This is a genomic window from Amycolatopsis sp. Hca4 (assembly GCF_013364075.1).
GTDB lineage: Bacteria > Actinomycetota > Actinomycetes > Mycobacteriales > Pseudonocardiaceae > Amycolatopsis.
Window position 1 is genome coordinate 9568542 of record NZ_CP054925.1, and the last position, 25254, is coordinate 9593795.

The window sequence follows — 25254 nt, forward strand, 5'->3', positions numbered from 1 at the left end:
TCATCCCTTCGTCGACCCGGCGGTGACCCCGTCGGCGATCTGGCGTTGCAGGAACAGGTAGACGAGCAGCACCGGCACCGCGGCGATCAGCACCCCGGCGGCGAAGGTGGGGATGTCCGCGGAATACTGCCCGCGCAGCGCCGTCACCCCGACCATCAGCGTCCGGTGCTCCGCGGACGGCATCAGCAGCAGCGAAATCAGGACGTCGTTCCAGCAGAACAGCGCGTTGAGCACCCCGACCGACAGCAGCGCCGGGGCACCCAGCGGCAGCATGATCCGCCAGTAGACACCGTAGACGGTCGAGCCGTCGATGCGGGCCGCGTCCACGATCTCCGGCGGCACGGCCGCGTAGAAGCTGGTCATCAGGAAGACCGTGAACGGCAGGAACTGGGCCACGTAGGCGAGCACCAGTCCCGGGTAGGTGTCGATCAGCCCGGAGCTCGCCATGATCCGCGCCAGCGGGACCATGATCACCTGGAACGGCACGAACAACGCCGCGAGGATGCCCAGGAAGACCGCCGACGACCCGCGGAAGCGCAGCCGGCCGAGCGCGAAGCCGGCCATCGACCCCAGCAGCAGCAGGACCGCGACCGAGCAGGCCACGACGACGACCGAGTTGAGGAAGTACCGGGACATCCCCACGCTCGTCCACGCCCGGGCGATGTTGTCCCAGCGCAGCGCGCCGGCCGGGGCGAACCGGTCGAGGGTGTACTCGCGGCGGTCCTTCATGGCGACATTGGCGGTGAACACCAGCGGGTAGATCGTGGCCAGTGCGAGCGCGGCCATCGGGACCGCGGCGAGCCACTTCGTCAGCCGGGAACCGGTCATCAGTCCTCCTTACCGGTGCGGCGCAGGACGGCGATCTGCGCGAGGCCGACCACGAGCATGATCAGGAACAGCACGGTGGACGCCGCGGAGGCGAGCGCGGGCTGGTTCAGCTGCCCCTGCTGGATCCAGACGTAGTACTCGGGCAGGTAGGTCGACCCCGCCGGGCCGCCGCTGGTCATCACGTACAGCAGCCCGAACATCGAGGTGAGCATCCCGATCATGGTGGTGACGAAGACGAACTGGATGGTGCGCGACAGGCCGGGGACGATCACGTGCCGCAGGGTCTGCAGCAGCGACGCACCGTCCACTTTGGCGGCGTCGAGCAGCGAGGAGTCCAAAGTGGAGAACCCGGCGAGGAAGACGACCAGCGCCATCCCGAACGTCGCCCAGACGTGCACCCCGACGACGGTGAAGATGGCCACGCCGGGGTTGCCCAGCCAGTCCACCGGGCCGAGGTCTGCCAGCCCCAGCAGCGCGTTGACCGGCCCGTCGAAGGCCAGCAGCAGGTTGAAGATCGTCCCGACGATCACCGGCGACAGCACGGCCGGGAAGAAGTAGACGCCGCGGTAGACCCGGTGGCCCGGCACCTTCAGGTGGATGAAGGTGGCGAGCAGGCCGGGGATCGCGACGGCGACCGGGAGCAGCAGCACGAGCAGCCCGACGTTGCGCAGCGCGGTGCGGAAGAGCGGATCGCCGAACAGCGCGACGTAGTTGTCGAAGCCGACGGCCGTGCCGTTGCGGTCGCCGTCCCCGGTGAAGGAGAAGTTGACGCCGAGCAGCAGCGGCCACAGCCGCAGCAGCAGGACGATCAGCACGGCCGGGGCGACCAGGACCAGCGGCGCCCAGCGCTCGAGCCGCGTCCCGCGGGGCGCGCGGCGGGCCGGCGCGGGCCGCCCGGCGGGCCGGGCCGGGGCCCGGTCCACCGGGGCGGGGGAGTACCCGGGCACGCTGGTCAGCCCTTGTCCGAGGCGGCCAGCTGCTGCAGCACCTCGTCGACGCCGATCGACCCGCTCAGCAGCTCCTGCGAGAGCCGTCCCATCAGGTCGAGCGTCTTCGAGGAGAGGGCGACGTGCAGGGCGGGCTTGCCGGTCTTGACCTCCGAAACGATCGTCGCCACGGCCGGGCCGGCCGCCGAGACGTCGATCGAGGTGTCCGCGGCGATCGCGCCGCTGTCGGCGTAGAAGGACTTCAGTGCGTCGGTCGAGCTGAGCGACCGGACCAGGTCGGCGGCCAGCTTCGGGTCCTTGGTGCTCTTCGCGACCGCGTACCCGATGCCGCCGTCGTAGGGCAGGCTCGGGGTGGCGGCCGGGTTGACCTGCGGCGCGGTCATCACGCCGACCTTGTCCGCGCCGAGGAACTCGGCGAAGTCCTTCCAGTGCCCGACGTCGGACATCAGGCCGATGACGTTGGCGGCCTTGCTCGACTGGAAGAGCGCGAACGCGTCGTTGAACATCGCGGTGGAGTTGGGGCCGTCGGTGTTCAGGCCCGAGTCGTTGGCCAGCTTCCACAGCTCGAAGACCCGCTTGACGTCCGGCGAGGTCCAGTTCCGCTTGCCGGCGATCCAGTCGGTGTACTCCTGGGGCGTCAGGCTCGCCGTGCCCATGGCCGACAGCCAGAACTGGATCCCGGCGCCTTCCTTGTTGCCGAGGGCGAGGCACTTCGCGCCGGTCTTGGCGGAGATGGTGCCGCAGTCGCGGACGAACTCCTCCCAGGTCCTGGGCGGGGCGGCGGGGTCCAGCCCGGCCTTCTCGTAGAGCCCCTTGTCGTAGTAGACGGGGTGGCCCTGCAGGGTGACCGGCTCGGCGTAGGTCTTCCCGTCCTTGCTGAAGGCGTCCCAGCCGCTCAGGCGCGAGCGGTCGTCGGCGACGTAGGGGTCCAGCGGCACCAGGTCGGCGACCCGGTCGCGGATCTGGCCGCCGCCGTTGAAGAGCATGACGTCCGGCCCCCGCTTGGCCTGGACCGCGGCGCCGAGCAGTGTGTAGTACTGGTCGTAGGGCTGGGCGACGAACTCGACGGTGACGCCGGGGTGCTGCTTGGCGAAGTCCGCCTTGGCCTTCGCGACGTAACTCGCCGCTTTCGCGTCGCCGGACTTCCAGTCCCAGACCACGAGCTTGCCGCTCGCGTCACCGGTGGGGGCGGCCGGGCCGGCGGCGCTGCCGCAGCCCGCGGTCAACGCCAACGCCACGGTCAGGGCGGCCGAGAACAGTGTGCGCTTCATCGCTGCTCACTTCTCCAGACGGTGGCCGGACGGGGAGTGGCCCGGCGCAGTGCGCAGAAAGGTAACTCGTATGACGTATGACGTCAACGTTCCCGCTGTGTAAACTCCAGCTGCGTTCGATGGAGGTCGGCGCACGTACGACCGGAGGAACGATGACGGCATCCGACGCGCAACCCGCTGTTCCCGACTGGGTCCGCCGCCCGGCGAACCTGGCCAGCGCGGTCACCGCCGAACTCGTGGGACGCGTGGTGCGCGGGGTGCACCCGCCGGGGACGTCGCTGCCCGCCGAACCGGTGCTGTGCGAGAGCTTTTCGGTGAGCCGGACGGTCGTCCGCGAAGCGGTGAAGCTGCTGCAGGCGAAGGGGCTGGTGCAGGTCCGGCAGGGCGCGGGCACGGTGGTGAACCCGGCGTCGATGTGGAACATGCTGGACGAGCTGGTGCTGGCCGCGGTGATCACCGAGGACGAGACCTCGGCCGTGTTGGACGACCTGGTGGTGACCCGCCGGCTGCTCGAAGCGGACATGGCCCAGGTCGCCGCCCGGACCGCCGGCCGCGACGTCGTCGACCGGCTGGGCGCGCTGGTGGACCTGATGGACGAGCTCGTCGACGACTCCGCCGCCTACCGCGAGCAGGACCTCGCCTTCCACGACACGATCATGCAGGTGTCGGGCAACCGCCTGGCCCGGGGCGTGGTGCGCGCGCTGGAGAGCCAGGTGGTCAACACGGCCCGGTACGTGGGCCCGAGCGAGCGAGCGCTGTGCGTGGAGTCGAACAAGGGGCACCGCCGCGTGTACGAACGCATCGCGGCCGGCGACGCGGACGGCGCCGGCAAGGCGATGTTCGACCACATCACCGAAGCATGGCTGGCCCGCCGCCCGGCCTCCGCCGGCGACGCCGGCCGTCTCGAGCGTTGACCGCAGGTTCGTTGCGAAGGAGTTCCATGGCCCAGCGTTACGGCATGCTGATCCGCTTGCGCCCGGAGAAGCGGGAGGAGTACCTGCGGCTGCACGCCGCGGTCTGGCCGTCGGTGGAGGAGATGCTGCGGAAGGCCAACATCCGCAACTTCAGCATCTTCCTGCACGACGATCTGCTGTTCGGGTACTACGAGTACGTCGGTGAGGACCACGAGGCGGACCAGGCGCGGATCGCGGCGGATCCGGAGACGCAGCGGTGGTGGACGTTCACGGATCCTTGTCAGGAGTCGCTTTCGGGCGGTGACGGTAGTTCGGGGTGGACGCCGATGGAGGAGGTCTGGCATCTCTCGCCGGAAGGGTCCTCTGTGGACGGTCGGACAGGCTGACGGCGGGTTGAATCCGGGCGGCGGGTGGCTGCCCGGATGCTGCGATCGGGGGTTCGCGCGGGCGGGGAGGCTGAGTGGCTCTCGATCGTTCGCGGCGGCTTCGCCGGTGTGGGCGAGTTCCGGGTGTGTGGATTGCGGTGGGCCCTGGGAGGCAGCGCAGGTGGGCGTTGGCCGACCCTCGTCGGCACCTCGCCGACCGAGTCCTCTGTGGACGGTCGGACAGGCTGACCCTCGATCGGCTCAGCGCAGCTCGTCGAGCAGCCTCCGCGCGGCCACCTTCGCGCCATCCGCCCGCATCCGCTCACCCAGCGCCTTCGCCCGCGCGCGGGTCTCCGGCGCCAACGCCACGTCGAAAGCCGCGGAAAGAGACTCAGGCGTCGGACCGTCGAGGGCGACACCGGTCCCGTGGGCCGCCACCTGGCCGGCCCAGTACGGGTTGTCCGCCAACCGGATCGGGACCACCACCTGCGGCACCCCCGCCCGCGCCGCCGTCTGGGTCGTGCCCGCGCCGCCGTGGTGGACCACCGCCGCCAGCTTTGCGAACAAGCTCTGGTGGTTGACGTCGCCGATCGCGAAACCGCCGTCCACCGCCAAGTCCGCCCAGCCCCGGGAAACGAGCACCCGGTACCCGCGGGCGCGGCACGCCTCCACCGCCCAGCGCGCGATGTCCGGCGCCGGGATGATGCTGCCGAAACCGACGTACACCGGCGGTGGCCCGGCCGCCAGGAACTCCGCCAGGTCCTCCGGCAGCGGCCGCTCGTCCGGCAGCGTCCACGCGCCGGTCCGGACGACCGGCAGACCCGGGGGCGGCGGGCCCAGCAGCGGGTCCGCCGCCAGCCACGGCCGGTCCGAACAGACGTGGCCGCGGACGTCGGCCACCGGGGACAGCCCGAGCGCGGCGCGGTGGGTGTTGAGGGGCTCGCGGAACTGCTCGTTCACCCGCTCGGCGTCGAGCGCCCACCGCGCCGCGTTGTCCGCGTCCGCCGGCTCCGGCCAGCCCGGCCGCGGGGGCGGTGGGTGGTGCGGCGACGGCAGGTTGACCGCCGCGTACGTCACGTAGACGTAGCGGATGCCCGCGGCCTCGGCCACCGACCGGGCGGCGACCTGCGCCAGGCCGGCCGCCACCAGCGCCGCGCACCCCGAGGCCGCCGCGGGGAGGACGTCGAACTGGGTTTCGAGCAGCTCGGTGCGGTAGCGGGTCAGTTCCGCCGGTGTCGGGGGCGCCGCCGCGCTCATCAGCGCCCGCACCGGCGGGCCGGCCGGCACCGGCTCGATCCCGAGCCCGGCCAGCCGGTCCGTGAACTCCTCGTCCGGCGGGGTGCACATGCGCACGGCCACCCCGAGGGCCCGCAGCTCGACGCCGAGCGCCACCAGCGGTTCGACGTCGCCGCGTGTCCCGTACGTCGACAGCAGCACCCGCGTCACCGCGGTGCTCCCGCGTAGAACCCGACCGGCATCGTGACGTCGGCGCCCGCCGCGCCGCACTCCAGCATCCACAGCGCCGCGGCCGGGCCCAGCTCGCGGCCCAGCGCCCCGAGCGCGGCCGGGTCCGGCGCCACCGCGCGGGCCTGGTCCACGCCGCGCTCGAACGCGGCCGGGTCCCAGCCGCCGGTGTCGCCGTCGCCGAGGGACCGCGCGCCGCCGGCCAGCGCCGCCACCGGCAGCCGGTCGGGCACGCCGAGCAGGCCGTGCGTGCGCTCGCCCAGCAGGACCCCCATCCAGTGCGAGCTTTCCGGCGTGGGCCGGGGACCGGTCCACCGGGGCCGCCCGTCCATGTCGGGGAGCTTCGCCGGCGCGCCGGACACCGCCCAGCGGCCCGCCCACTCGACGGCCAGCCCCGGTGCGCTGCGCGTCGCCGGGTTGTGAAACCGGGCCATGTCCCACCGGTTGCCGACCGCGACCGCGGCCAGGTCCCGGTGCGGCCAGACCCGCGCCTCCCACCAGAAGCCCCAGGGGAACGCGGCGGTGTGCCCCCACCACCAGTCCTCGCCCAGCTCCGGATCGGCCAGCTCCAGGGTCAGGCCGGAGAACGAGCGGACGCCGTGCGGGCTCGGGCGCTCGGCCCGCGGGGTCACCATCGCCGCCAGCGACTCCGGCCCGACCAGCCCGCGCTCCCCACGGGCGGTGCGCAGCAGGGACTGCAGCAGCCGCGCGAAGTCCGCCGCGCTGGTGTGCATCCCGACGCCCGGGTGCGCCGCGGTCCGCAGGGGCGGGCTCGGCACGCACCAGTCGCCGAAGGCGGCGTACCCGGTGGCACCGCCGGGAGTCCCCGTGCCGTCGTCGATGCTCGTGTCCGCCATCCCGGTCGCGGCGAACACGTCCCGGCGGACGCGGGCCGCGTACGGCTCGCCGGCCAGGTGCTCGACCACGCCGCCGAGCACCCCGACCCCGAAACTGGAGTACACATAGGACCCCGGAGCCGTCGCCAGCGGCCGCGCGCCGCCGTACTCGACGGCGCGGCCGGTCTCGTGCCGCCGCCGGACGTAGTCGAGGATCGGCTCGGCCGGCGCCGTCGGTGCGACCGCGGTGACGATGTCGCTGGAGTAGCCGGCCTGGTGGGCGGCCAGCATCGCGGTGGTGGCGGGCACCGCATCGGGGCCGCGCAGCCCCGCGGGCAGCACCTGGTCGGCGGGGGTGTCCAGCCCGGCCATCCCGGCCTCGACGAGCTGCAGGAACGCCAGGCCGGTGACGGGTTTGGTGAGCGAGCCCGCGGGCGCGACGGTCCGGGCGGTCATCGGCGTGCGCGCGGCCAGGTCCGCGTACCCGGTCGCGGCCGTGCGCAGCTCGTCGCTCGTCGCCACCGCGACGGCGACCCCGGGCGTGCCGGTGACCGCGGCCAGCCGGGGCAGCACGGCCTCCAGCGCCGCCATGACGTCGTCGAGCATGCTCATCCCTCGGTGGTGTTGTAGTTGACGATCCGCCGCACCATCAGCGCGCGGGCGCCGGCCAGCGGGCTGGCCGCGTCGCGGCGCGCCACGTCCGGCAGCCGGTGCGCCTGCGCCTCGGTGACCGCGACCATGCCCCAGAGCGCGTTGAAGCCCGCGGGGTCGGCCGGCTTCTCGGCGGCGGCCTCGACGGTCACGACGCCGTCCCCGCCGGTCACCGCCAGCGCGCCCATCTGCCGCAGCACACCGGGATCCCGCTCTTCGGCGGCCACCACGCTCCAGCCCGTCACGGCCGCCTCCCGCACCGCGGAGCACAAGCTGCCCACGCCGCTGACGACGATGTCGGGGAGCACGAGCGCCACCGGGCCGGACGTCAGCGGCAGGGCGCACCGGATCGCCCCGTCGAGCCCCGGCGCGGCCACGTCGTCCTGGTAGACGAAGACCAGCTGGAAGGTCCCGGCGTAGCGCGCCAGGTACTTCACGGTGTCCAGCTTGTGCGGGCCGATCACGACGACCACGCGCACGCCGAGCCCGCTCTTCACCAGCTCCACCACCGCTTCCAGGCTGCGGTCGAGCACGGTGACCCCGGGCGCCAGGCAGTGCAGCTCCTTCGCGTACGGCGCTCCGAACCGCGTCCCGAACCCGGCGCAGGGCAGGATCACCGAAACATCGGGGGCGTTCACCGCAGCCGCACCTCGAGCGCGACCCGGTGCCGGGCCCGTGGCAGCGGCACCCACGCCGCTTCGCCGAGCGGTTCCACCGCCGGGAAGCGCTCGAACAGGCTCCGCAGCGCGACTTCCGCCTCCAGCTTCGCCAGCGCGACGCCGAGGCAGAAGTGCGGTCCCCAGCCGAACCCGACGCTGCCCTCCCGGCCACCGTGTTCGGCCTGCCACCGCACGTCCGCGGTGTGCGGGTGGGCGAACTGCGCCGGGTCGCGGTTGGCCGCGCCGAGCACCGCCTGCACCGCGTCGCCCGCCTTGATCGGCACCCCGCCGACCTCCAGGTCGGTGGCCGCGTACCGCAACCGGGCCAGCTGGACCGGGCCGTCGGTGCGGACCAGCTCGCGCACCGCGGCCGGCCACAGCTCCGGCTCCGCCCGCAGCAGCTCCCGCTGGGCAGGGTCGCGCATCAGCGCGAACGCGGCGTTGGCCAGCATGTTCGCCATCGTCTCGTGCCCGGCGAGCACCAGGAACACCACGAGCGCCACCGCGTCGACGTCGGTCAGGTCGTCCTGGGCGACGACCTCGCTGAGCAGGTCCGCGCGCGGCTCGGCCCGGCGGCGGTCCACCAGCGCGTGGCAGTAGGCGAACATCTCGCCCAGCGTCGGGGTGATCCGCGCCGGGTCGCCGTCGACGAGCACCTTGCCCCAGCGCCACCAGTCCGCCCAGTCCGCTTCCGGCACGCCGACCAGCTCGCACACCACGGCCATGGCCAGCGGGTAGGCGTACTCGTCGAGCAGGTTCGCCGTCGCGCCCAGTCCGTCGAGCAGCTCGTCGACGATCTGCTGCACCCGCGGGCGCAGCGTGGCGACCCGGGCCGCGCCGAACGCGTGGCTGATGCTCCGGCGCAGCCGCGCGTGTTCGGCGCCGTCGAGGCTGAGCAGGCTCGCGCGCAGGTAGGGCAGGTGCTCCGGGGGTGTGCCCAGCGCGAGGAACGTCTCCTCCTGCGTCTGCGCGCCCTGGCCGGGCAGGCCGGTGGGGTCGTTGCGCACGGCCGGATCCGCCAGCACGGCGCGGACCTCGGCGCTGCCGGTGACCAGCCAGCCCTCCTGGCCGCCGGGCAGCCGGGCCCGGCAGACCGGTGCGGTGGCCAGGATGCGGTCGTAGCCGCGCATCGGATCGTCGAGGACGGCCGGATCGCGGACGTCCACCACGGGTTCGGACGACATGAGGCTCCTCGGGGAAGCGGGGTCAGCCCTTGAGCGGGCCGCCGTTGATGGCGACGCGGTGACCGAAGCGGGTGTGCGGGTAGTAGTCGTAGGTCGCGTGGTGCTGGACGCAGCGGTTGTCCCAGAACACCAGCGTGTTCGGCTCCCACCGGACGCGGCAGGCGAGCATCGGCCGGTTCGGCACGATCGAGAACAGCAGGTCCAGCACGGCCTGGCTCTCGTCGGCCGACAGCTGCGGGATGCGGGAGGTGTAGGCCGGGTTGACGTACAGCAGCGGCCGGTCGGTTTCCGGGTGCCGCACGACCACCGGGTGCTCGCTGACCGGCGGGACGTAGCCGTCCGGGATCTTGTGGCCGCGGAAGGCGTGCGCGCCGTCGTGGATCGCGGTCAGCCCGGTCAGGAACTCCTTCAGCTGCGGCGAAAGCATGTCGTAGGCCAGGTGCATGTTGGCGAAGAGCGTGTCGCCGCCGCTGCCCGGCTCGGGCATCTCGGTGATGTGCAGCATCGACCCGAGCGACGGCTCCTCGTCGGCGGTGCCGTCGGCGTGCCAGCCGTTGCCGAACACGGTGACCGCCTCGGGGGCGGTCGCGACCTCCAGGATGTAGGGGTTCCCGTGCTCGGGCGGCGGGTTCACCGGCCGCAGCTCGCCGAAGTGCGCGGCCAGGCGCTGGTGGTCGTCCGGCGTGATGTCCTGGTCGCGGAACACCAGCACGTGGTGGTCCAGGAACGCCGTCTTCAGCTCGGTGAGCTCGTCCTCGGTCAGGTCCCGGGTCAGGTCGAGGCCGGTGACCTCGGCGCCGAGCACCGGGGTCAGGCCGCGCACCGCCAGGGTCCGGTAGCTGCGCGCCGGCCGGGTGGTGATCCGCTTGACGGCGTCGAGTTCGTACTGCTCCATGGTTTCCTTCCCTCGTGGGGTCTCACGGTTCGATGGCCGCGGCCACCGCGGTGACGTGCGGGGCGCGCACGATGCCGTAGTGGGTGGCGGGCAGGGTGTGCCAGTGGCTCGGCTCGGGCAGCAGGTCGCGCCAGCCGTCGCGGCCGGCCACCGGCAGGCCGGGCTCGGCTTCGACGGCGAGCCAGACGTGGCTGGGTGTCGCGGCCAGGCGGGGCAGCGCGTGCCCGGCCATGCTGCGCAGGTTGGCCCGGCAGGCGCGGGCGAGCTTCTGCGCGTGCTCGCCCGCGGTGCCGCCGGAAGCACCCAGCTCACGCTCGAACACCGCTTCCAGCTGGGCGTCGCTGTAGTCCGCGGCACTCGCGCCGGGCGGCGGCGGGTCGATCAGGTGCACCGCGCGCACCGGCTGCCCGGCGCGTTCCGCTTCGGCGGCCATGCCGGCCACCACCCAGGCGCCGAACGACCACCCGGCCAGCTGCCAGGTGCGGCCGGGTCGTTTCGCCTGCAGCGCGGCGTGGTACCGGCGCGCTCGCTCCACAATGGACCAGCCGGGCGGTTCCGGCCGGCTCAACGCGGGGTCGGCGATCACGCAGACGCCGAGCCCGGGCGGCAGCGCCTCGACGAGCGGGCGGTACGCGTGGACGTCGCCGCCGACCGGGTGCACGAGGCAGACGGCGTCCTGCGTGATCCCTTCGCGCCAGACCTGCACCTCGACGTCGCCGGGGCCGGCGGCTTCGGCCAGCTTGGCCAGCAGCGCCGCCATCGTCACCTCGGGCCCGAGCCAGGCGAGGTCGAGGTCGACGCCGTAGAGCCGTTTCACCGACTCGACGACGTCCAGCAGGGTCAGGGAGTCGGCACCGAGGTCGTAGAGCGGCACGTCCGGGTCGAGCTCGGCGACCCCCAGCAGGGCGCGGACCTCCTCGGTCAGGTCCGCGCCGGCCGGTGCCACCGACGGCGGGGCTTCGCGTTCGTGGAACGTCCGGGCGGTTTCGAGGCCGGTCGTCGCGACCAGGAGCTGGGGGAGCCCGGTGCCCAGCGCGCGGGCGAACGTGCGCCTGCCTTCCTCGTCGCTGAGGCCGACGGCCAGGTGGGCCTGGTGCCGGGCGTCGGTCTCCAGCGCGGCGACGGCCATGCCGCTGTCGCGCCAGACGTCCCAGCCGAGGGAGAGCCGGGCGGTCGGGCCGTCGCGGTGGGCGAGCGCGTCGAGGAACCCGTTGGCGGCGGCGTAGTCCAGCTGGCCGGTCCCGCCGAACTGCGCCGACAGCGACGAGCAGTAGACGGCGAACGCGGGCCGGTCGCGTTCGATGAGCCGTTCCACCAGGAGGGCACCGGCGAGCTTGCCGTCCTGTGTGCCTTCGCCGCGGGTGGCGATCAGGCCGCCGCCGGTGGTCCCGGCCGCGTGGACGATCCCGGCCAGCGGCCCGGGGATGTCGTCGGCGGACGCCTTCGTGAGGTCGGCGGCGAGCAGGTCGACGCGGTCGGCCCACGGCTTGAGCGCCTCGGGCAGGTGCGGGTGGCGGGCCAGCAGGATGACCCGGCCGGTGGTGCGGGTGAGCAGTTCTTCGGCGACGGCGGTGCCGATGCCGCCGGTGCCGCCGAGGACGAGGTGGGTCCCGTCCGGCACCGGGAACTCGCCGGGGCGCACCGGCGCGGTGTCCCGCGCCCACCAGAACCCGGCGCGCAGGGCGACGCGGCCGGGCGGGGTCGGCCCGGTGAGCAGGTCGGCGAGCCGGTCGAGATCGGGGCCGTCGAGGTCGGCCCAGTGGCCGGGGACGCCGGACTCCTGCGGGCCGACGGCGGTGATCCCGGCGAGCAACCCGGCTTCGGGCCGGGTGACGGCGGTGTTCGCGGGCGCGGCACCGGCGGAGACCCACCACGTCCGGAGTGGCCGGTCGTGGGCGGCCCGCAGGAGCGCGGCCGGGGTGTCGAGGCACGCCCACCTCGCCCGGTCCAGTGCGGTTTCCCCGAGCGGCCCGGTGATGCCGAGCGGCAGCGTGTGGAGCCAGTCGATCCCGGTGCCCGGCAGCGCGTCCAGGATCCGGCGCAGGTGCGCGGTGTCGGCCGGGTCGGCGTCGAAGGTGTCGGGACCTCGCTGCGAGAAGCGGTCCGCCGCGTGGACGCGCACGACGCGGGCGTAGACGGCGTCGAGAGCGGGCGCGGTCAGCGGCCCTTCGCCGGAGATGACGAGGACCCGTTCGGTCGTGACGGCGGTGTTCGCCCGGCGGAGGCGCACCCAGGTGGGCTGGTGCAGCCACTCGGTTTCGGGCCGCCGGGTGACGGCGGCCTTCCGCGGGAAGTCGAAGTCGCGGGTGGCGAAGGCGGGCGGCGGGAAGTCCCACGGCGCGGGCCCGGCCGCCGTGCCCCAGTCCACGACCGCTCCGCGTACCCAGGCTTCGGCCGGGGCGGAAAGGGCGGCTTCGGACTCCTCGGCCGTCACCTCACGGGGTTCGGCGGTGCGGAGCCACTCGACCGCCGAGGCGGCGTCCTCGCAGGCCGCCGCGAGGCGCCAGCGGTCCGCCGGGCGACCCGACTGCAGGTGCCGGAGGACGTCCACATAGGACTCCGGGTGCGCCGCCAGGTACTCCGCCACCCGGGAGGCGTCCCGGCGAAGGGCCTCGGCGCTGCGGGCCGACAACACCAGGCACCGCACCGGATCCGGCCGGGACGGCGCGGCCGGGCGGGCCGCCTCCAGCACCACGTGCGCGTTCGTCCCGCCGATGCCGAAGCTGCTCACCCCGGCCACCCGCGGCCCGGCCGGCCAGGGCTCCGCGGCCGTCGGCACCCGGAACGGCCCCAGGTCCAGCGCCGGGTTGGGCGCGCGGAAGTCCGCCGTCGGCGGGAGGACGCCGTGGTACACCGCCAGGGTCGCCCGGATCAGCCCCACCACGCCGGCCGCCGCGCCGAGGTGGCCGACCTGGCTCTTCACCGACGACAACGCGCAGCCCGCCGAATCGGGCATCGCTTCGCGCAGGGCCGCCACCTCGATCGGGTCGCCGAGCCGGGTCCCTGTCCCGTGCGTCTCGACGTACCCGACATCGGCGCCCGAACGTCCGGCCCGCCGCAGCGCGGCCTGGACGGCCGCGCGCTGCCCGGCAGGCGACGGCGCGCTGTAGCCCTGCTTCACCGCACCGTCGTTGGTCAGTGCGGAGCCGGTGAGCACCGAATACACCGTGTCGCCGTCGCGGCGCGCTGCCGAAAGCGGCTTGAGCACCACCACGCCGACGCCGCTGCCGCCCACCGTGCCGTCGGCGTCGTCGCTGAACGGGCGGCAGTGCCCGTCCCGCGAAAAGATGTGCTGCGGCCGGTACCGGTACCCCTCGGCCAGGGTGACGTCGACGAGCACGCCGCCCGCTAGCATCACCTCCGCCTCGCCGCCGCGCAGCATCGCCGCGGCCTGGTGCACCGCGACCAGCGAGCTCGAGCACGCCGTCTGGGTCGTCAGCGCGGGCCCGGTCAGGTCGAGGTGGTAGGCCACCTTCGTGGCCAGGAAGTCCTTCTCGTGGTGCAGCGCCAGCTGGAAGTCGTCCGGCAGCGCCGCCGGATCGGCCTCGCGCAGCAGCTGCCGGAGGTAGGTGTCCTCGCCGCAGCCCGCGATCAGCCCGACGCCGTCCCCCGAGGTGAGCCCGGCGTGCGCCAGCGCCTCCACGCACGCCATCAGCAGCTGCCGCTGCTGCGGGTCCATCAGCGCCGCGTCCCGGGGGCTGATCCCGAAGTGCGCGGGGTCGAACGCCAGCGGATCGGCCAGCAGGCTGCGCGCGCCGACCAGGCCGTCGGCGGCCGGGAATTCCTCGATGCCCCGGCGGCCGGACACGGTCAGGTCCCAGAACGCCGCCAGGTCCCGCGCGCCGGGCAGCCGCACGGCCATGCCGACGACGGCCACCGGCTCGTCGGCCGCGGACCGGGCGGCCGCGGCGGCCGCGGCCGGGCCGCTCTCGAGGTGGCGCGTCAGGTCCCGGAGCGTGACGTGCTCGAAGAGGTCCGCGACGGTGAACCGGTACCCGGCCTCGGCGCAGCGCAGGTGGAACCGCATCAGCGACAGCGAGCCGGCCCCGGCGGCGAAGAACGTCTCGTCGGGACCGATCGCCAGGCCGGTCACCTCTTCGAACAAGGCCGCCAGCTCGCTCGACGGCCGGACCGCCGTCCGGCGCAGCTCCGTGCCCGGCGCCCGGGCCGCGGCGTCCCGGTCCAGCTTCCCGCTCGGTGTGCGCGGCAGCGTGTCGACCACGCGGAAGCGGTCGACCCGCGCGTGCGGCGGCAGCAACGGCACCAGGAAGCCGGCCAGCTCCGTGGCCGACGGCGTCCGGCGGCACTCCAGGAACGCGGTCAGCCTGCCGTCTTCGGCCGTGACGACCGCGTTGACCACGTCCGGGTGCCGCAGCAGCGCGGCCTCGACCTGGCCGAGTTCGAGGCGGTGCCCGCTGAGCTTGACCTGCCGGTCGGCCCGGCCGTCGAAGTGCAGCAGCCCGGCGCGGTCGAAGTGCGCGAGGTCGCCGCTGCGGTAGTGCAGCCCGGGCAGCTCGGCGAACTTCTCCGGAGCCGCTTCGCCCAGGTAGCACCGGTTCGCCGGCAGCCCGCCGATGAGCAGCTCGCCGACCTGTCCCGGCGGCAGGGCCGCGCCCGTGGCGTCGGCGACCCGCAGGACGGCGTTCGCCACCGGGCGGCCGATGGCGGGCCGGTCGGGCCAGGCCGCCGGATCGCCGTCGAGGGTCAGCGCGCTGACGACGTGGGTTTCGGTCGGGCCGTAGTGGTTGTGCAGGCGCGCACCCGGCAGCCCGGCGAACCACCGCCGGATCGCCGGGGTGCACACGAGCTGCTCGCCGGCGGTGACGACGTCCCGCAGCCGAGCCGGGTACCGGCCGAGCCGGACGCCGTGCTCGGCGAGCAGCTGCAGGGCCACGTAGGGCAGGAAGATCCGTTCGATCCCGGCGGTGTCGAGCTGGGTGAGCAGTGCCGGGACGTCGTGCCGCCACTCCGGGCGGATCAGGTGCAGCCGTCCGCCGCCGCAGAGCGTCGTGAAGATCTCCTGGAACGACACGTCGAACGACAGCATCGAGAACTGCTGGGTCGCCGCGGGCGGCAGGTCCTGCCACTGCAGGAGGTTGGCCAGCGTGCGGTCGGGGACGCGCACGCCCTTCGGCACGCCGGTCGAGCCCGAGGTGAACAGCGTGTAGAGCGGCCGTCCGGTGTGCCGGGCCGGGACGTCCGGCACCGGGCCGCCGGTGAGCGTCACGAACCGGCGCTCGACGTCGGTCTCGAACGCTTCGCCCGGCGCGAGCAGGACGCACCGCGGCCGGACGCGGTCGAGCATGGCGCGCAGCAGTTCGGGCGGGTACGCGGGATCCAGCGGCACGGCGGTGATGTTGAGCCGGGCCAGGGCGAGCAACGCGACGACGTGCTCGGCCGACGGCCGGAAGTACAGCGCGATGTCGGTGGCGTCGGCGGGCAGGGTGGCCGCGAGCCGGGCCGCATGCGCGTCCAGCTCGGCGTAGGTCAGCGTCGTGTCACCGGTCAACGCCGGCGCGCCGGGTGTGCGTGCGACCTGCCGCGCGAAGCCTTCGGCCACGGTTTCCCACGTCAGCCCGGCCTCGGCGCCGCGGCCGTGGTCGTGGCGGTCCGGGATCCGGGCGTCGCCGTGCAGGGCGCGGTCGAAGACCTCGCCGAGTGCGGTCGCCTCGGCTTCGGTGAAGTGGCCTTCGCCGTACTCCCACAGGCAGTCGAAGCCGTCGGGACGTTCGACCACCGACAGTGTGAGGGCGCACTTCGCCTCGGCCGCCTCGATCCACTGTGGACTGACCGAGCAGCCGGGCCGCCGCAGCGCGGCGAAGTCGGTGTTCTCCAGGACGAACAGGTAGTCGAAGGCCGCGTACGCCGGGTCGAGGTCGGCGAAGGCGACGTCCTGGTCGTCCAGGGCCGCTCCCGCCGCGGCGCCGAGCCGCCGGAGCTGGTCGCCGAGGTCCTCGTCCGGGTCCACCGCGACCGGCACCCGGACGGTGTTGGCGAACATCCCGACGCCGTCCTCGAACTCCCGCACCGGCCGGTTCGCCACCGGCGCGGCGATCCGGGGCCTGCGGTGCCCGGTGACCGCGTGGAGGCTCCAGGCGAACACGCCGAGCAGGAGCTGGAAGCGCGTCAGGCCCAGCTCGGCGGCCCACTCGTCGACGCGCTCGCGGTCGATGCGGGTCGTGTGCAGCCGCCCCTTCGGCGAGGCTTCGCCGAGGGACTCGGCGTCGTCGGCCCGCTCGGTCAGCTGGGCGCGGTAGCCGGGCGAGGCGAACCAGCGGGACTGCCACGCGGCGAAGTCGAACGGCGTGTGCGCCTCCGGCCGCGGGGGCGCGCCGGACAGTTCGCGGAAGAGGATGTTCAAGGACCAGCCGTCGACCGCGATGTGGTGCAGGCACAGGAGGAACGTCCCGTCGGGCCGCCAGGCCGCGCGCAGCACCCGGCCCGAAGCCAGGTCGAACGGCGCGGTGAAGAAATCTTCGCCGGGCTCGGTCCACGGGTCGTAGGGGGCCTTCGCGACCTGCCGCAGGCCGTCGGGGGTCGCCTCGAACGCCGTCCGCAGCGCCGGGTGCCGCTCCACCAGGGCCCGCACGTCCCGGCGCAGCGCGTCGACGTCGGGCGCGCCGGTGAGCCGGAACGCCAGCGGCACGTGGTAGGCCGTGGACGCCGGGTTCCGGTGCTGCAGCAGCCAAAGCCGTTGCTGCTCGCTGGTGGCCGGGGCCGCCGTCGCGCCCGACGGCGGGTCCACGTCCGGGTAGGCCGCCCGGCCCGCGGCCGCGACGGCGGCGGCGAGGTCGGCGAAGGTCCCGCGCTGCACGGCCGAAGGCGCGAGGTCCGCGCCCCAGCGTTCCCGGAGGGCGAACCGCAGCCGCAACGCTTTGAGCGAGTCGCCGCCGGAGCGCAGCCAGGTGTCACCCGGACGCAGATCGGGGACGTCGAGCGTTGCCGTGACGACGTCCAGGACTTCGCGCTCCCAAGGCGTCGCCTCGCCGCCGGTGTCCGGTCGCCACGGCGGGAAGCCGCCGCCCAGCAGCGCGGGTTCGTCGACCTTCCCGTTCGCGTTGCGCGGCAGCTCGCCGACGCGGAAGACGTGGTGCGGCCGCATGTAGGCGGGCACGGTCGCGGCCAGGTGCGCCTCGAACGCCTCGAAGGACAGGTCGCCGGCCACCACGAAGGCGAGCAGCTCGGCCGTGGCCGCGCGGCGCACGGCCACGTGGACCTGCCGGATCTCCGGGTGCGCCAGCAGCCGCTGCTCCAGCTCGCCCGGCTCGATCCGGAACCCGCGCACCTTGACCTGGCGGTCGGTGCGCCCGACGTAGGCGTACCGGCCGCCCGGCAGCACCCGGACCAGGTCGCCGGTGCGGTAGAACCGCGCGCGGCCCTCGTCCAGCCACGGCAGCCGGACGAACCGCTGCCCGGTCTCCGCGGGCAGGCCCCGGTAGCCGAGCGCGACACCCGCGCCGGAGAGGTACAGCTCGGCGACCTCGCCTTCGGTGGCGACGCGCTCGTCCGCCGTGACCGCCACGGCGCCGGTGCCCGGCAGCGGGCGGCCGATCGGCACGACGTCGCCGTCGAAGCCGCGCGGGATGGCGTAGCTGAGCGCGAAGGTCGTCGTCTCGGTCGGGCCGTAGCCGTTCTGCAGCCGCGTCGGGGAGTCCGGGTTGGCCCGGTACCAGCGGCGGATCAGCGGGGCGTTGAGCTGCTCGCCGCCGATGACGACCCGGCGCACGGTCGAGAAGCTGCCCGGCACGGTCTCGGCGACCGCGTTGAACAGCGTCGCGGTGACGAACATCGTGTCGATGCGCTCGGCCACCAGTGCGTCGGCGAACGCCTGCGGGTCGCGGACGGTTTCGTCGTCGAGGATCACGCACGCGCCGCCGGTCAGCAGCGGCACCCACACCTCGAAGCTGATCGCGTCGAAGGCGGGGTTGGCCAGGCAGGCGAACCGGGTGCCGATGTCGAGCCAGCCGGGTTCGGCCAGGCGCAGGATCCCGGCGTCGCGCACCTCGACGCCCTTCGGCCGTCCGGTGGTGCCGGAGGTGGAGAAGAGGAACGACGCCGGCGCGGGCTCCGCGGGCAGCCCGGCCTCGACCGGCGTCAAGCCGGGCAGCTCGTCCTCGATCACCGCGACCGCACCCGCGTCGGCGAGGATGACGTCCCGGCGCGCGGGCGGGCTCTGCCGGTCCAGCGGGACGACCTGGCCGCCGAGGCGCAGCACGCCCAGCATGACCTGGACCAGCTCCAGCGAGCGCGGCAGGCCGACGGCGACCGCGTCACCCGGGCGGACTCCCCGCCGGGACAACGCTTCCGCGACGGCGGCGGCACCGGCGTTCAGCTCGGCGTAGGTCAGCTGCCGGTGGCCGTCGGACACGGCGAGGGCGTCCGGGTGCCGCAGGGCCCGGTCGTGGACGCGGCGGGCGATCGAGGTCATCGGGCCACCAGTTCGGCGGTGACGATCTTGGCGACCAGCGGCAGCGCGTCGCTTTCCAGCATGTCCCAGTGCCCGCAGTCGGCAGGAACCACCTCGAACTCGCCGCGGGCGCGGCGGCGCCAGAACTCCACCGCGCCGGGTACCGGGTCCTCGCCGACGGCCTGGACGAACACCACCCGCGCCGCCGACTCGCCGGGGTCGTGCTCGCGCGCGGTCAGCCGGTTGTGGTTGTAGGTGCGGTGGTAGCGCTCGATCTGCGCGTCCTCGATGCCCGGGTACATCCCGTTGAACCGCACCAGCTTCTCCCGGAACTCGGCCGCCGGAACGGGTTCGATCGCGGCTTTCGCGGCCGGGTCGTCGGTCGCCGCGGTGTCGAGCAGGACCACGCTGACGTGCGGGTGGTGCCCGGCCAGCCGCCGTCCCATCTCGTAGGCCACCAGGCCGCCGTAGGAAAGTCCACAGAGGACCAGCGGTTCTCCGGGCCGCGGGTCGACCAGCCGCAGGTACTCCTCGGCCATCGCTTCGACGCTCGGCAGCGGCTCTTCGCCGGGGTCGAGGCCGGGGGACTGGATGCCGAGCACCCCGGCCTCCGCCGGGAGCAGGGCGCTGAGCGGCAGGTAGCAGAACGCCGTGCCGCCCGCCGGGTGCACGCAGACGACGCGGCCCGCGCCGTCGCCGCGGCGGAACTCGATCAGGCTGCCGCCGCCCGCCGGGCGGTCCGCGCGCACCAGCGCGGCCTGCGCCTCGATGGTCGGGTGCAGGATGACGTCCCGGATCGGCAGCTCGCGGCCGAACTCCGCGCCGATCGCGTGGGCCAGCTTGATCGCCGAGATCGACGTGCCGCCGACGGCGAAGAAGTCGTCCGAGACCCCGATCGACGGGTGCAGCAGCAGGTCACGCCAGATCGTCAGCAGCGCCAGCTCGACGTGGTCGCGCGGCGCGGCGGTGTTGACCGCGGTGGGGGCGCTGGTGCGGGCGTGTGCCAGGACGGCGTCGCGGTCGAGCTTGCCGCTGCGGCTCAGCGGCAGCCGGTCGAACTCGGCGAACACCGACGGGATCATGTAGTCCGGCAGCCGGCCGGCCAGTGCGGCCCGCCATTCGTGCGGCGTCCGGCTTCCGCCCGCGATCCCGGCGACGAGCCGCGGCTCGCCTTCGCGGTCCACCAGCACGGCGGCCTCGCGGACACCGGGCACGGCCAGCAGCGCGGCCGTCACCTCGCCCGGCTCGATGCGGAAGCCGCGCAGCTTGATCTGGTCGTCGCGGCGGCCCGCGTACTCGGCTTCGCCGCTGGGCAGCCACCGCGCCAGGTCCCCGGTCCGGTACATGCGCTCGCCGGGCGCGAACGGGTCGGCGACGAACCGTTCGGCGGTGAGGTCCGGCCGGTGCAGGTACCCGCGGGCCAGGCAGTCGCCGGCCAGGAAGACCTCGCCGGCCACCCCCGGCGGCACCGGGCGCAGCCGCTCGTCGAGCAGGTAGAGCCGCGAGCCGGGCAGCGGCCGCCCGATCGGCGCCGGCCGGTCCACGGGTTCGGGGTCGAAGTGCGTGGTGGCGTAGAGGGTGGCTTCGGTCGGCCCGTAGCCGAAGCAGATCCGCAGCCCGGGCAGCGCGGCGGCGAACCGGGCGAGGGCGGCGCCGGTCAGGGGTTCGACACCGGTCAGCAGCTGCCGGAGTGCCAGCCCGTGGACGCGGGCGGGGTCTTCGTCGACCCACCGGACGTAGGCGGGTGGCAGGAACGCCTGCACCACTTGGTGTTCTCTCAGCCACGCCATCAGCGCGGCCGGATCGGGCCGGATGTCCTCGGGGACGACGTGCAGCACGGCCCCGGTGGTCAGGGGGAGGAGGAGTTCGTGCACCGAGGCGTCGAAACCGATGCTGGACCAGGCCGACGTCGCTTCACCCGGGGTGGCGCCGAAGCGGTCGAGCCACTGGTCGAAGAGGGCGAGGACGCTGTGGTGGGTGACGGCGACGCCCTTGGGGCGGCCGGTCGAGCCCGAGGTGTGGATGACGTAGGCCGTGTCGGCGGGCCCCGTGGTGACCGGTAGCCGGGTCTCGTCGCCTTCGGCTTCGAGCGCGGCGGTGTTTCCGCTCTCCCCGAGGACCAGGACCGGGCGCGCGTCCTCGACCATCGCCGCCCGCCGGGCGGCCGGCTGGGCGGGGTCCAGCGGCAGGTAGGCGGCCCCGGTCTTCAGCACGGCCAGCACGGCGGTCACCAGCTCCGCCGACCGTCCACTGAGGACACCGACGACCCGGCCGCGCCCGGCCCGCGCGCCCGGAGGGCGTTGGCCAGCTTCGTGCTGCGCCGGTCCAGCTCGCGGTAACTGCGGGTCTCCCCGTCGCAGACGAGCGCGGGGGCGTCCGGAGTGGCGTCGGCGACGGCGGTGAACCGCTCGACGAGCCCGCCGGGCCGCCGTCGCGGCTCGGGACCGGTGCTCCAGGAGGAGAGGATTTCGCGGCGTTCGGCGTCGTCGAGCAGCTCGTAGCTCGCGACGTCGGCCCCCGGCCGGGCGGCGAGCTGCTCCAGCAGCCGCACGAGGTAGCGCGCGTACCGTTCGGCGGTGGCGTGGTCGAACAGGGCGACGGCGTAGTCGAGGTGCCCGAGGACGTCGCCGTCCTCGTCGGCGAGGCCGAGCGCGAGGTCGAACTTCGCCGGGGCGTGCTCGACGTCGAGGGGAGCGACGGCCACACCGGGCAGGTCGAGCAGGTCGTGCTGGGTCGGCACCCAGGCGAACATGGTCTGGAACAGCGGGGTGTGCGCCGGGCTGCGCGGCGGGTTCACCAGCTCGACGACCCGTTCGAACGGCAGCTCGGCGTGCTCGATGGCACCCCGCAGCGCGGCGCGGACTTCGGTGAGCAGGACGTTCCCGGTCCGCGCCCCGGAGAGGTCGGCCCGCACGGCCAGGGTGTTGACGAAGAACCCGAGCGTGCCGGGGTGCTCGCCCTCGGCGCCCCGGTTGGCGGTGGGCACGCCGACAACGATGTCAGTTTGCGCGGAAAGCCGGTTCAGGAGAATGAACCAGCAGGTCAGAATGGTGGAGTAGAGCGTGACCCGGTGCTCGCGCGCCACCGCCTTCAGCCGCCCGGTGAGCTCCGGCCCGAGAGCGACGGGCACCCGCGCCCCGCGGAAGTCCTGCCGGGCCGGCCGCGGCCGGTCGGCGGGGATGTCGAGAACGGGCGGCACCCCGTCGAGCTGCGCGCGCCAGTAGGTTTCGTGCCGTTCCGGGCCGTCGCCGGCCAGCCAGGCCTGCTGGGCGCGGGCGTGGTCCCGGTAGGGCCGGGCGGGCGGCAGGCCGGGCTCGGTGCCGGCGAGCTGGGCGGCGTAGAGGACACCGAGTTCCCGCAGCAGCAGCGTCCGCGACCACCCGTCGAAGACGACGTGGTGGACGGTGATCAGCAGGACGTACCGGTCATCCGAAAACCGTCGGTCCTCGCCGGTAACGTGGAGACCGGGGGGCAGAGGCCCGCCATCGGCCCCGACCAGCAGCCGCGCCCGCGCCAGCGGCGCCCGCGTCAGGTCGAAGGCTGCCGAAGCCTCGGCCCGCCGCAGCTCGGCCGCCTCGTCGGGCCGCCCGGTCACGTCGGTGACCACGCACGGAAACCCGTGCCCGGCGGGTTCGACCACCTGCACGGGTCGGCCGTCCTCGACCACGATCCGGGTCCGCAGGGCTTCATGCCGGTCGGCGAGCGCGTCGAAGGCCCGCTGCAGCGCCTCGCGGTCCAGCGGTCCCCGCAGGGTGAAGGCCATGGTCTCGTTGTAGGCCGGGCCGGCCCCGTCCAGCTGGGAGACGGTCCAAAGGCGCTGTTGACCGGACGACAGCGGGGCGGACACACGCATCGAGGACGGCCTTTCCAGGCGGGGCGGGCGCACCGGTACTGCTTTGTGCCGTCGCAGCCGAGTCGGGGAAACGCTCTCTGTCTGTCGCGCCAGTTAACACCACACCATCGGGTGATGACGAGAGCTGACAAAAGTTTGCCCGGAAGTCCCTTCGCCGGTCCGCTCCGGGGCAACAAGGCCGACTCGCCGCAGTCGGACGTCCAACGCTGGTTACTGACCGGTCGGTAAGTTAGGGTCGACGCATGCTGCCGCCGTGAGGCGTCGCCGCCGCCTCGTGCCGGCGAGCTTGGGTGCCGGACCCTGCCGCAAACTGTCCGGTTCGGACGTCCAGTATCGATCGAGTGGACGAAGTGGGCGGAAATCGCGTGAATCTGTTTCAGGTGGATTGTTCGCTCGAAAGGATGAATTTCAGGCTGAGCGGTTGACTTCATTCAACACGCTTCTCGGGCCTGTTCGTCCAGGTTATCGCCACTTTGGTTTCCTTTGGACCGGTACGTTCTGGTCCTGGTGAAATATTCATTCATTGACGATTTCTGGACAGTTCTCGCCGATTACTCGGTGACGTGTAACGACTCCAGGGTGGCCTTCGATCATCCGGTGAACATCGACAGCAGACGGTGCGTCACCCGAGATGCAACCCCGATCCGATCGCGGAGTGCTTTGTGATTATCAGCCACGGTGCCTGGCCGGGGTCGCGTGGAATCAATGCGGCTTTCTTCCTGCTGGGAGCGCTTTTGGTGGCGGTTTTCGGTGCGGTCGGACCGGCGAGCGCCGATTCCGCACGTCCGGTCCCCGTCGGGTCGCCAGTGCGCCAGCAGGAGCCGTTGCCGCAGGTGCAGCCGGCGCGATTGGTCATCCTCGTCGACGAATCGGGCAGTATCAGCCCGGATGACCTCGATCGGGAGCGGGAAGCCGCGGCCATGATCGGCCTCGGTGAGTTCGCGCCGGGGTCGTCGGTGTCGGTCGTCGGTTTCGGCAGCGACAACACCGGCAGTCAGTTGCCGGTGGACGCGGTGTGCGAAGCGGTGACGGTGAAAACGGCGCAGGATCAGCAGAGCCTGGCTGATTGCGTGGCGAAGCTGCGGAAGCGGAACAAGGCCGACGGCGACGGTACCGATCATTATGCGGCCATGCAGCAGGCCATGACTTATCTGTCGGACGGGCCGCCCGGCTCGGCGGTCAGCCCGAAGATGGTGTTCATGCTGACCGATGGCAATCTCGATGTTTCGGCCAGTCCGCGTTATGGTCGGGACAACGTCGGGGACCAGCGGAATCAAGCTGCGTTGCGAGGCCTCGACGGCACCCTCGCGACCGCGACGAAGGTCGGCGTCCAGGTGTGGCCACTGGGGTTCGGAAATGTCAACAAGGCTCAGCTCGACCGATTCGCCGCCGGTGGATTCCAGGGCACCTGCAGCCCGTCGGTGCCTCGACCGGCCGCGGCGGTGGCAGCCGATTCGCGAGCGGTCGCGGATTTCCTGCTCAAGGCGTTCGGCAGCGCCCGCTGCGCCGGCAGCAGTGACATCCAGCGGATCCGGCTCGGCGCGGGTGACCGGCAGTCGGTCACGGTCAGCGTCCCGGAGATCGCGACCGACGGCTCGATCGTCGTCGTCAAGCAGGACGCGAAGGTCACGGTGTCGGTATTCGACCCATCTGGGCGCGAAGTACCGAAATCCGGTCGGCTGGGCGATTCGGTGTTCCAGGACAGCGGGGCCAACGGCCCGGTCGAGTCGTTGCGCATCACGAACCCGGACCCCGGCAACTGGACGGTCAAACTGACGTCGTTGCCCGGCTCGCCGGACGTCGAGGTGAGCGCGGTCGTCATCTGGCAGGGCGCCATCCGTGCGTCGCTGACGGTGGATCCCCCGGCGCCCCGGCGCGGGCAGCCGGTGCGTGTCCTGCTGACGTTGCAGACCCGCAACCGCCCGATCCGGGACCCGGTGCAGCTCGCCGGCCTGGTCTTTGCCGTGCGGATGACCAGTGGCACCGCCGAACTGCCGGTCCGAGTGGCGGACGCCGGGACAGAAGGGGATGACCATTCCGGAGACGGGATCTACACAGGTTCGGTCGTCATCCCCGACTCCGACGCCAAGTCGGTCACGTTCACCGGCACGGTGGAGGGCGTCGGGGTGAGCGGGGACACGAGGACTGTCACCGCCCAGGTCTCCCAAGGCCGTCCTCGCCTGACCGGGCAGATCGCGTTCGACGCGGCTCCCGCGTTGGTGCCACCGGGCGGTTCGGTGGCCGGCCTGGTGACGGTCACCAGCGTGCTCCCCGCCCGGGCAAAGGTGCAGCTGCAGATCACCGAACTGGCACCGGGCACCAGGGCCAGCGTTCCCGCGGACCGGACCGTGTTCGAGGTACCGGCCACCGGCCGGGTCGACCTCCCCTTCACCGTGACATTCGCGAAGGACACCGCTTCCGGGACGAACAGGGTCGTCGTGAGTGTCGTCGACACTGCCGATCCGGCGAGCGTCCTCACGAGCTACCCGCTCACGGTGGACGTCGGGTACCCCCCGGAACCGCCGCCGTGGCCCCTGTACCTGGGGACAGGGGGTGCGGTCGTGGTGGTGGCCGCGGTTCTGCTCTGGTTGCGCGCGCGCAAGCGGCGTCGCGAAGTGCGGGGGCTCGCTGTCTTCCTGTTCGTGCGCGGTCGGCAGGTGAGTGACATCGCGGCCCCGGAGAGCGGGGCCATCCGGTTCCGGTTCGTCGTTCACAGCGACGAAGGGATGTCGCCCCAGCTGGCGCATCCGGTGGCTGACGAACCGGCCTACCGGCTGGTCCGCGACGGTGGGCAGTTCCGGCTGTCCACGCCGTTCGGGGAGCAGTTCCTGATCCACGACGGCGAGCGCTGCCCTGCGGGCGAGGGACTCGAGCTGGAGATCCGCGACGAACGCCGCCGCCAGTCCGAACCCGCCGACGGCCTGGGGACCGAGCAGCCCGCCGAGACCGTCTCGCGCTCCACCGACTTGCTCTGAGCAGC

The 25254-nt window shown here is 73.4% G+C and carries 14 protein-coding genes; 3 read left to right on the forward strand and 11 right to left on the reverse strand.

The features are described 5' to 3' along the window. From HUT10_RS43550 to HUT10_RS43560, 3 genes are read right to left on the reverse strand one after another with little or no spacing between them, the layout of a single operon-like run. Nucleotides 1–828, reverse strand: a complete 828-nt coding sequence (locus HUT10_RS43550) for a carbohydrate ABC transporter permease (protein ID WP_176176552.1) — start codon at nt 826–828, stop codon at nt 1–3. Next, nucleotides 828–1775: a carbohydrate ABC transporter permease gene (locus tag HUT10_RS43555; protein WP_254897276.1), complete on the reverse strand. Its 948-nt coding sequence runs from the start codon at nt 1773–1775 to the stop codon at nt 828–830. Before HUT10_RS43555 ends, HUT10_RS43550 begins: the two co-directional genes overlap by 1 nt. Nucleotides 1776–1780: 5 nt before the next feature. Further along, a complete protein-coding gene (locus HUT10_RS43560) occupies nt 1781–3046 on the reverse strand; it encodes an ABC transporter substrate-binding protein (RefSeq protein WP_176176553.1) in 1266 nt (421 codons plus the stop codon). A gap of 152 nt (nt 3047–3198) precedes the next feature. On the opposite strand from HUT10_RS43560, the gene HUT10_RS43565 reads away from it, so the two are divergent. Further along, nucleotides 3199–3960, forward strand: a complete 762-nt coding sequence (locus tag HUT10_RS43565) for a FadR/GntR family transcriptional regulator (protein ID WP_176176554.1) — start codon at nt 3199–3201, stop codon at nt 3958–3960. Between the two features lie 26 nt (nt 3961–3986). After that, entirely contained in the window at nt 3987–4346 is a 360-nt protein-coding gene (locus HUT10_RS43570; protein ID WP_176176555.1) for an L-rhamnose mutarotase, read from the forward strand. Nucleotides 4347–4586: 240 nt separating this feature from the next. Here the strand turns inward: HUT10_RS43570 and HUT10_RS43575 are convergent, their stop codons facing one another. Genes HUT10_RS43575 through HUT10_RS51490 form a run of 8 tightly spaced genes read right to left on the reverse strand, consistent with a single transcriptional unit; the run spans nt 4587 to nt 22274 of the window. Beyond that, nucleotides 4587–5771, reverse strand: coding sequence for a glycosyltransferase (locus HUT10_RS43575; RefSeq protein ID WP_176176556.1), 1185 nt, complete (start codon nt 5769–5771; stop codon nt 4587–4589). Further along, on the reverse strand, nt 5768–7231 hold the full coding sequence (locus HUT10_RS43580) for a serine hydrolase (RefSeq protein WP_176178314.1): 1464 nt from the start codon (nt 7229–7231) through the stop codon (nt 5768–5770). Before HUT10_RS43580 ends, HUT10_RS43575 begins: the two co-directional genes overlap by 4 nt. A 2-nt stretch (nt 7232–7233) precedes the next feature. Beyond that, the gene (locus tag HUT10_RS43585; protein ID WP_176176557.1) at nt 7234–7914 is read right to left on the reverse strand and encodes a hypothetical protein; all 681 of its coding nucleotides are present in this window, start codon (nt 7912–7914) and stop codon (nt 7234–7236) included. Then, nucleotides 7911–9119 carry a cytochrome P450 gene (locus HUT10_RS43590; protein WP_176176558.1) on the reverse strand — a complete coding sequence of 403 codons (1209 nt, stop codon included), beginning with the start codon at nt 9117–9119 and terminating at the stop codon, nt 7911–7913. Before HUT10_RS43590 ends, HUT10_RS43585 begins: the two co-directional genes overlap by 4 nt. 22 nt (nt 9120–9141) lie before the next feature. Next, a complete protein-coding gene (locus HUT10_RS43595) occupies nt 9142–10014 on the reverse strand; it encodes a TauD/TfdA family dioxygenase (RefSeq protein ID WP_176176559.1) in 873 nt (290 codons plus the stop codon). Nucleotides 10015–10036: 22 nt separating this feature from the next. After that, the gene (locus HUT10_RS43600; RefSeq protein ID WP_176176560.1) at nt 10037–18442 is read right to left on the reverse strand and encodes an AMP-binding protein; all 8406 of its coding nucleotides are present in this window, start codon (nt 18440–18442) and stop codon (nt 10037–10039) included. After that, nucleotides 18439–20652 (reverse strand): amino acid adenylation domain-containing protein, encoded by a 2214-nt coding sequence (locus HUT10_RS51485; protein WP_254897277.1) that lies wholly within the window; start codon nt 20650–20652, stop codon nt 18439–18441. Before HUT10_RS51485 ends, HUT10_RS43600 begins: the two co-directional genes overlap by 4 nt. After that, nucleotides 20649–22274 carry a condensation domain-containing protein gene (locus HUT10_RS51490; RefSeq protein WP_254897278.1) on the reverse strand — a complete coding sequence of 542 codons (1626 nt, stop codon included), beginning with the start codon at nt 22272–22274 and terminating at the stop codon, nt 20649–20651. Before HUT10_RS51490 ends, HUT10_RS51485 begins: the two co-directional genes overlap by 4 nt. 617 nt (nt 22275–22891) lie before the next feature. On the opposite strand from HUT10_RS51490, the gene HUT10_RS43610 reads away from it, so the two are divergent. Then, on the forward strand, nt 22892–25249 hold the full coding sequence (locus HUT10_RS43610; protein ID WP_176176561.1) for a vWA domain-containing protein: 2358 nt from the start codon (nt 22892–22894) through the stop codon (nt 25247–25249). Nucleotides 25250–25254 lie beyond the last annotated feature (5 nt).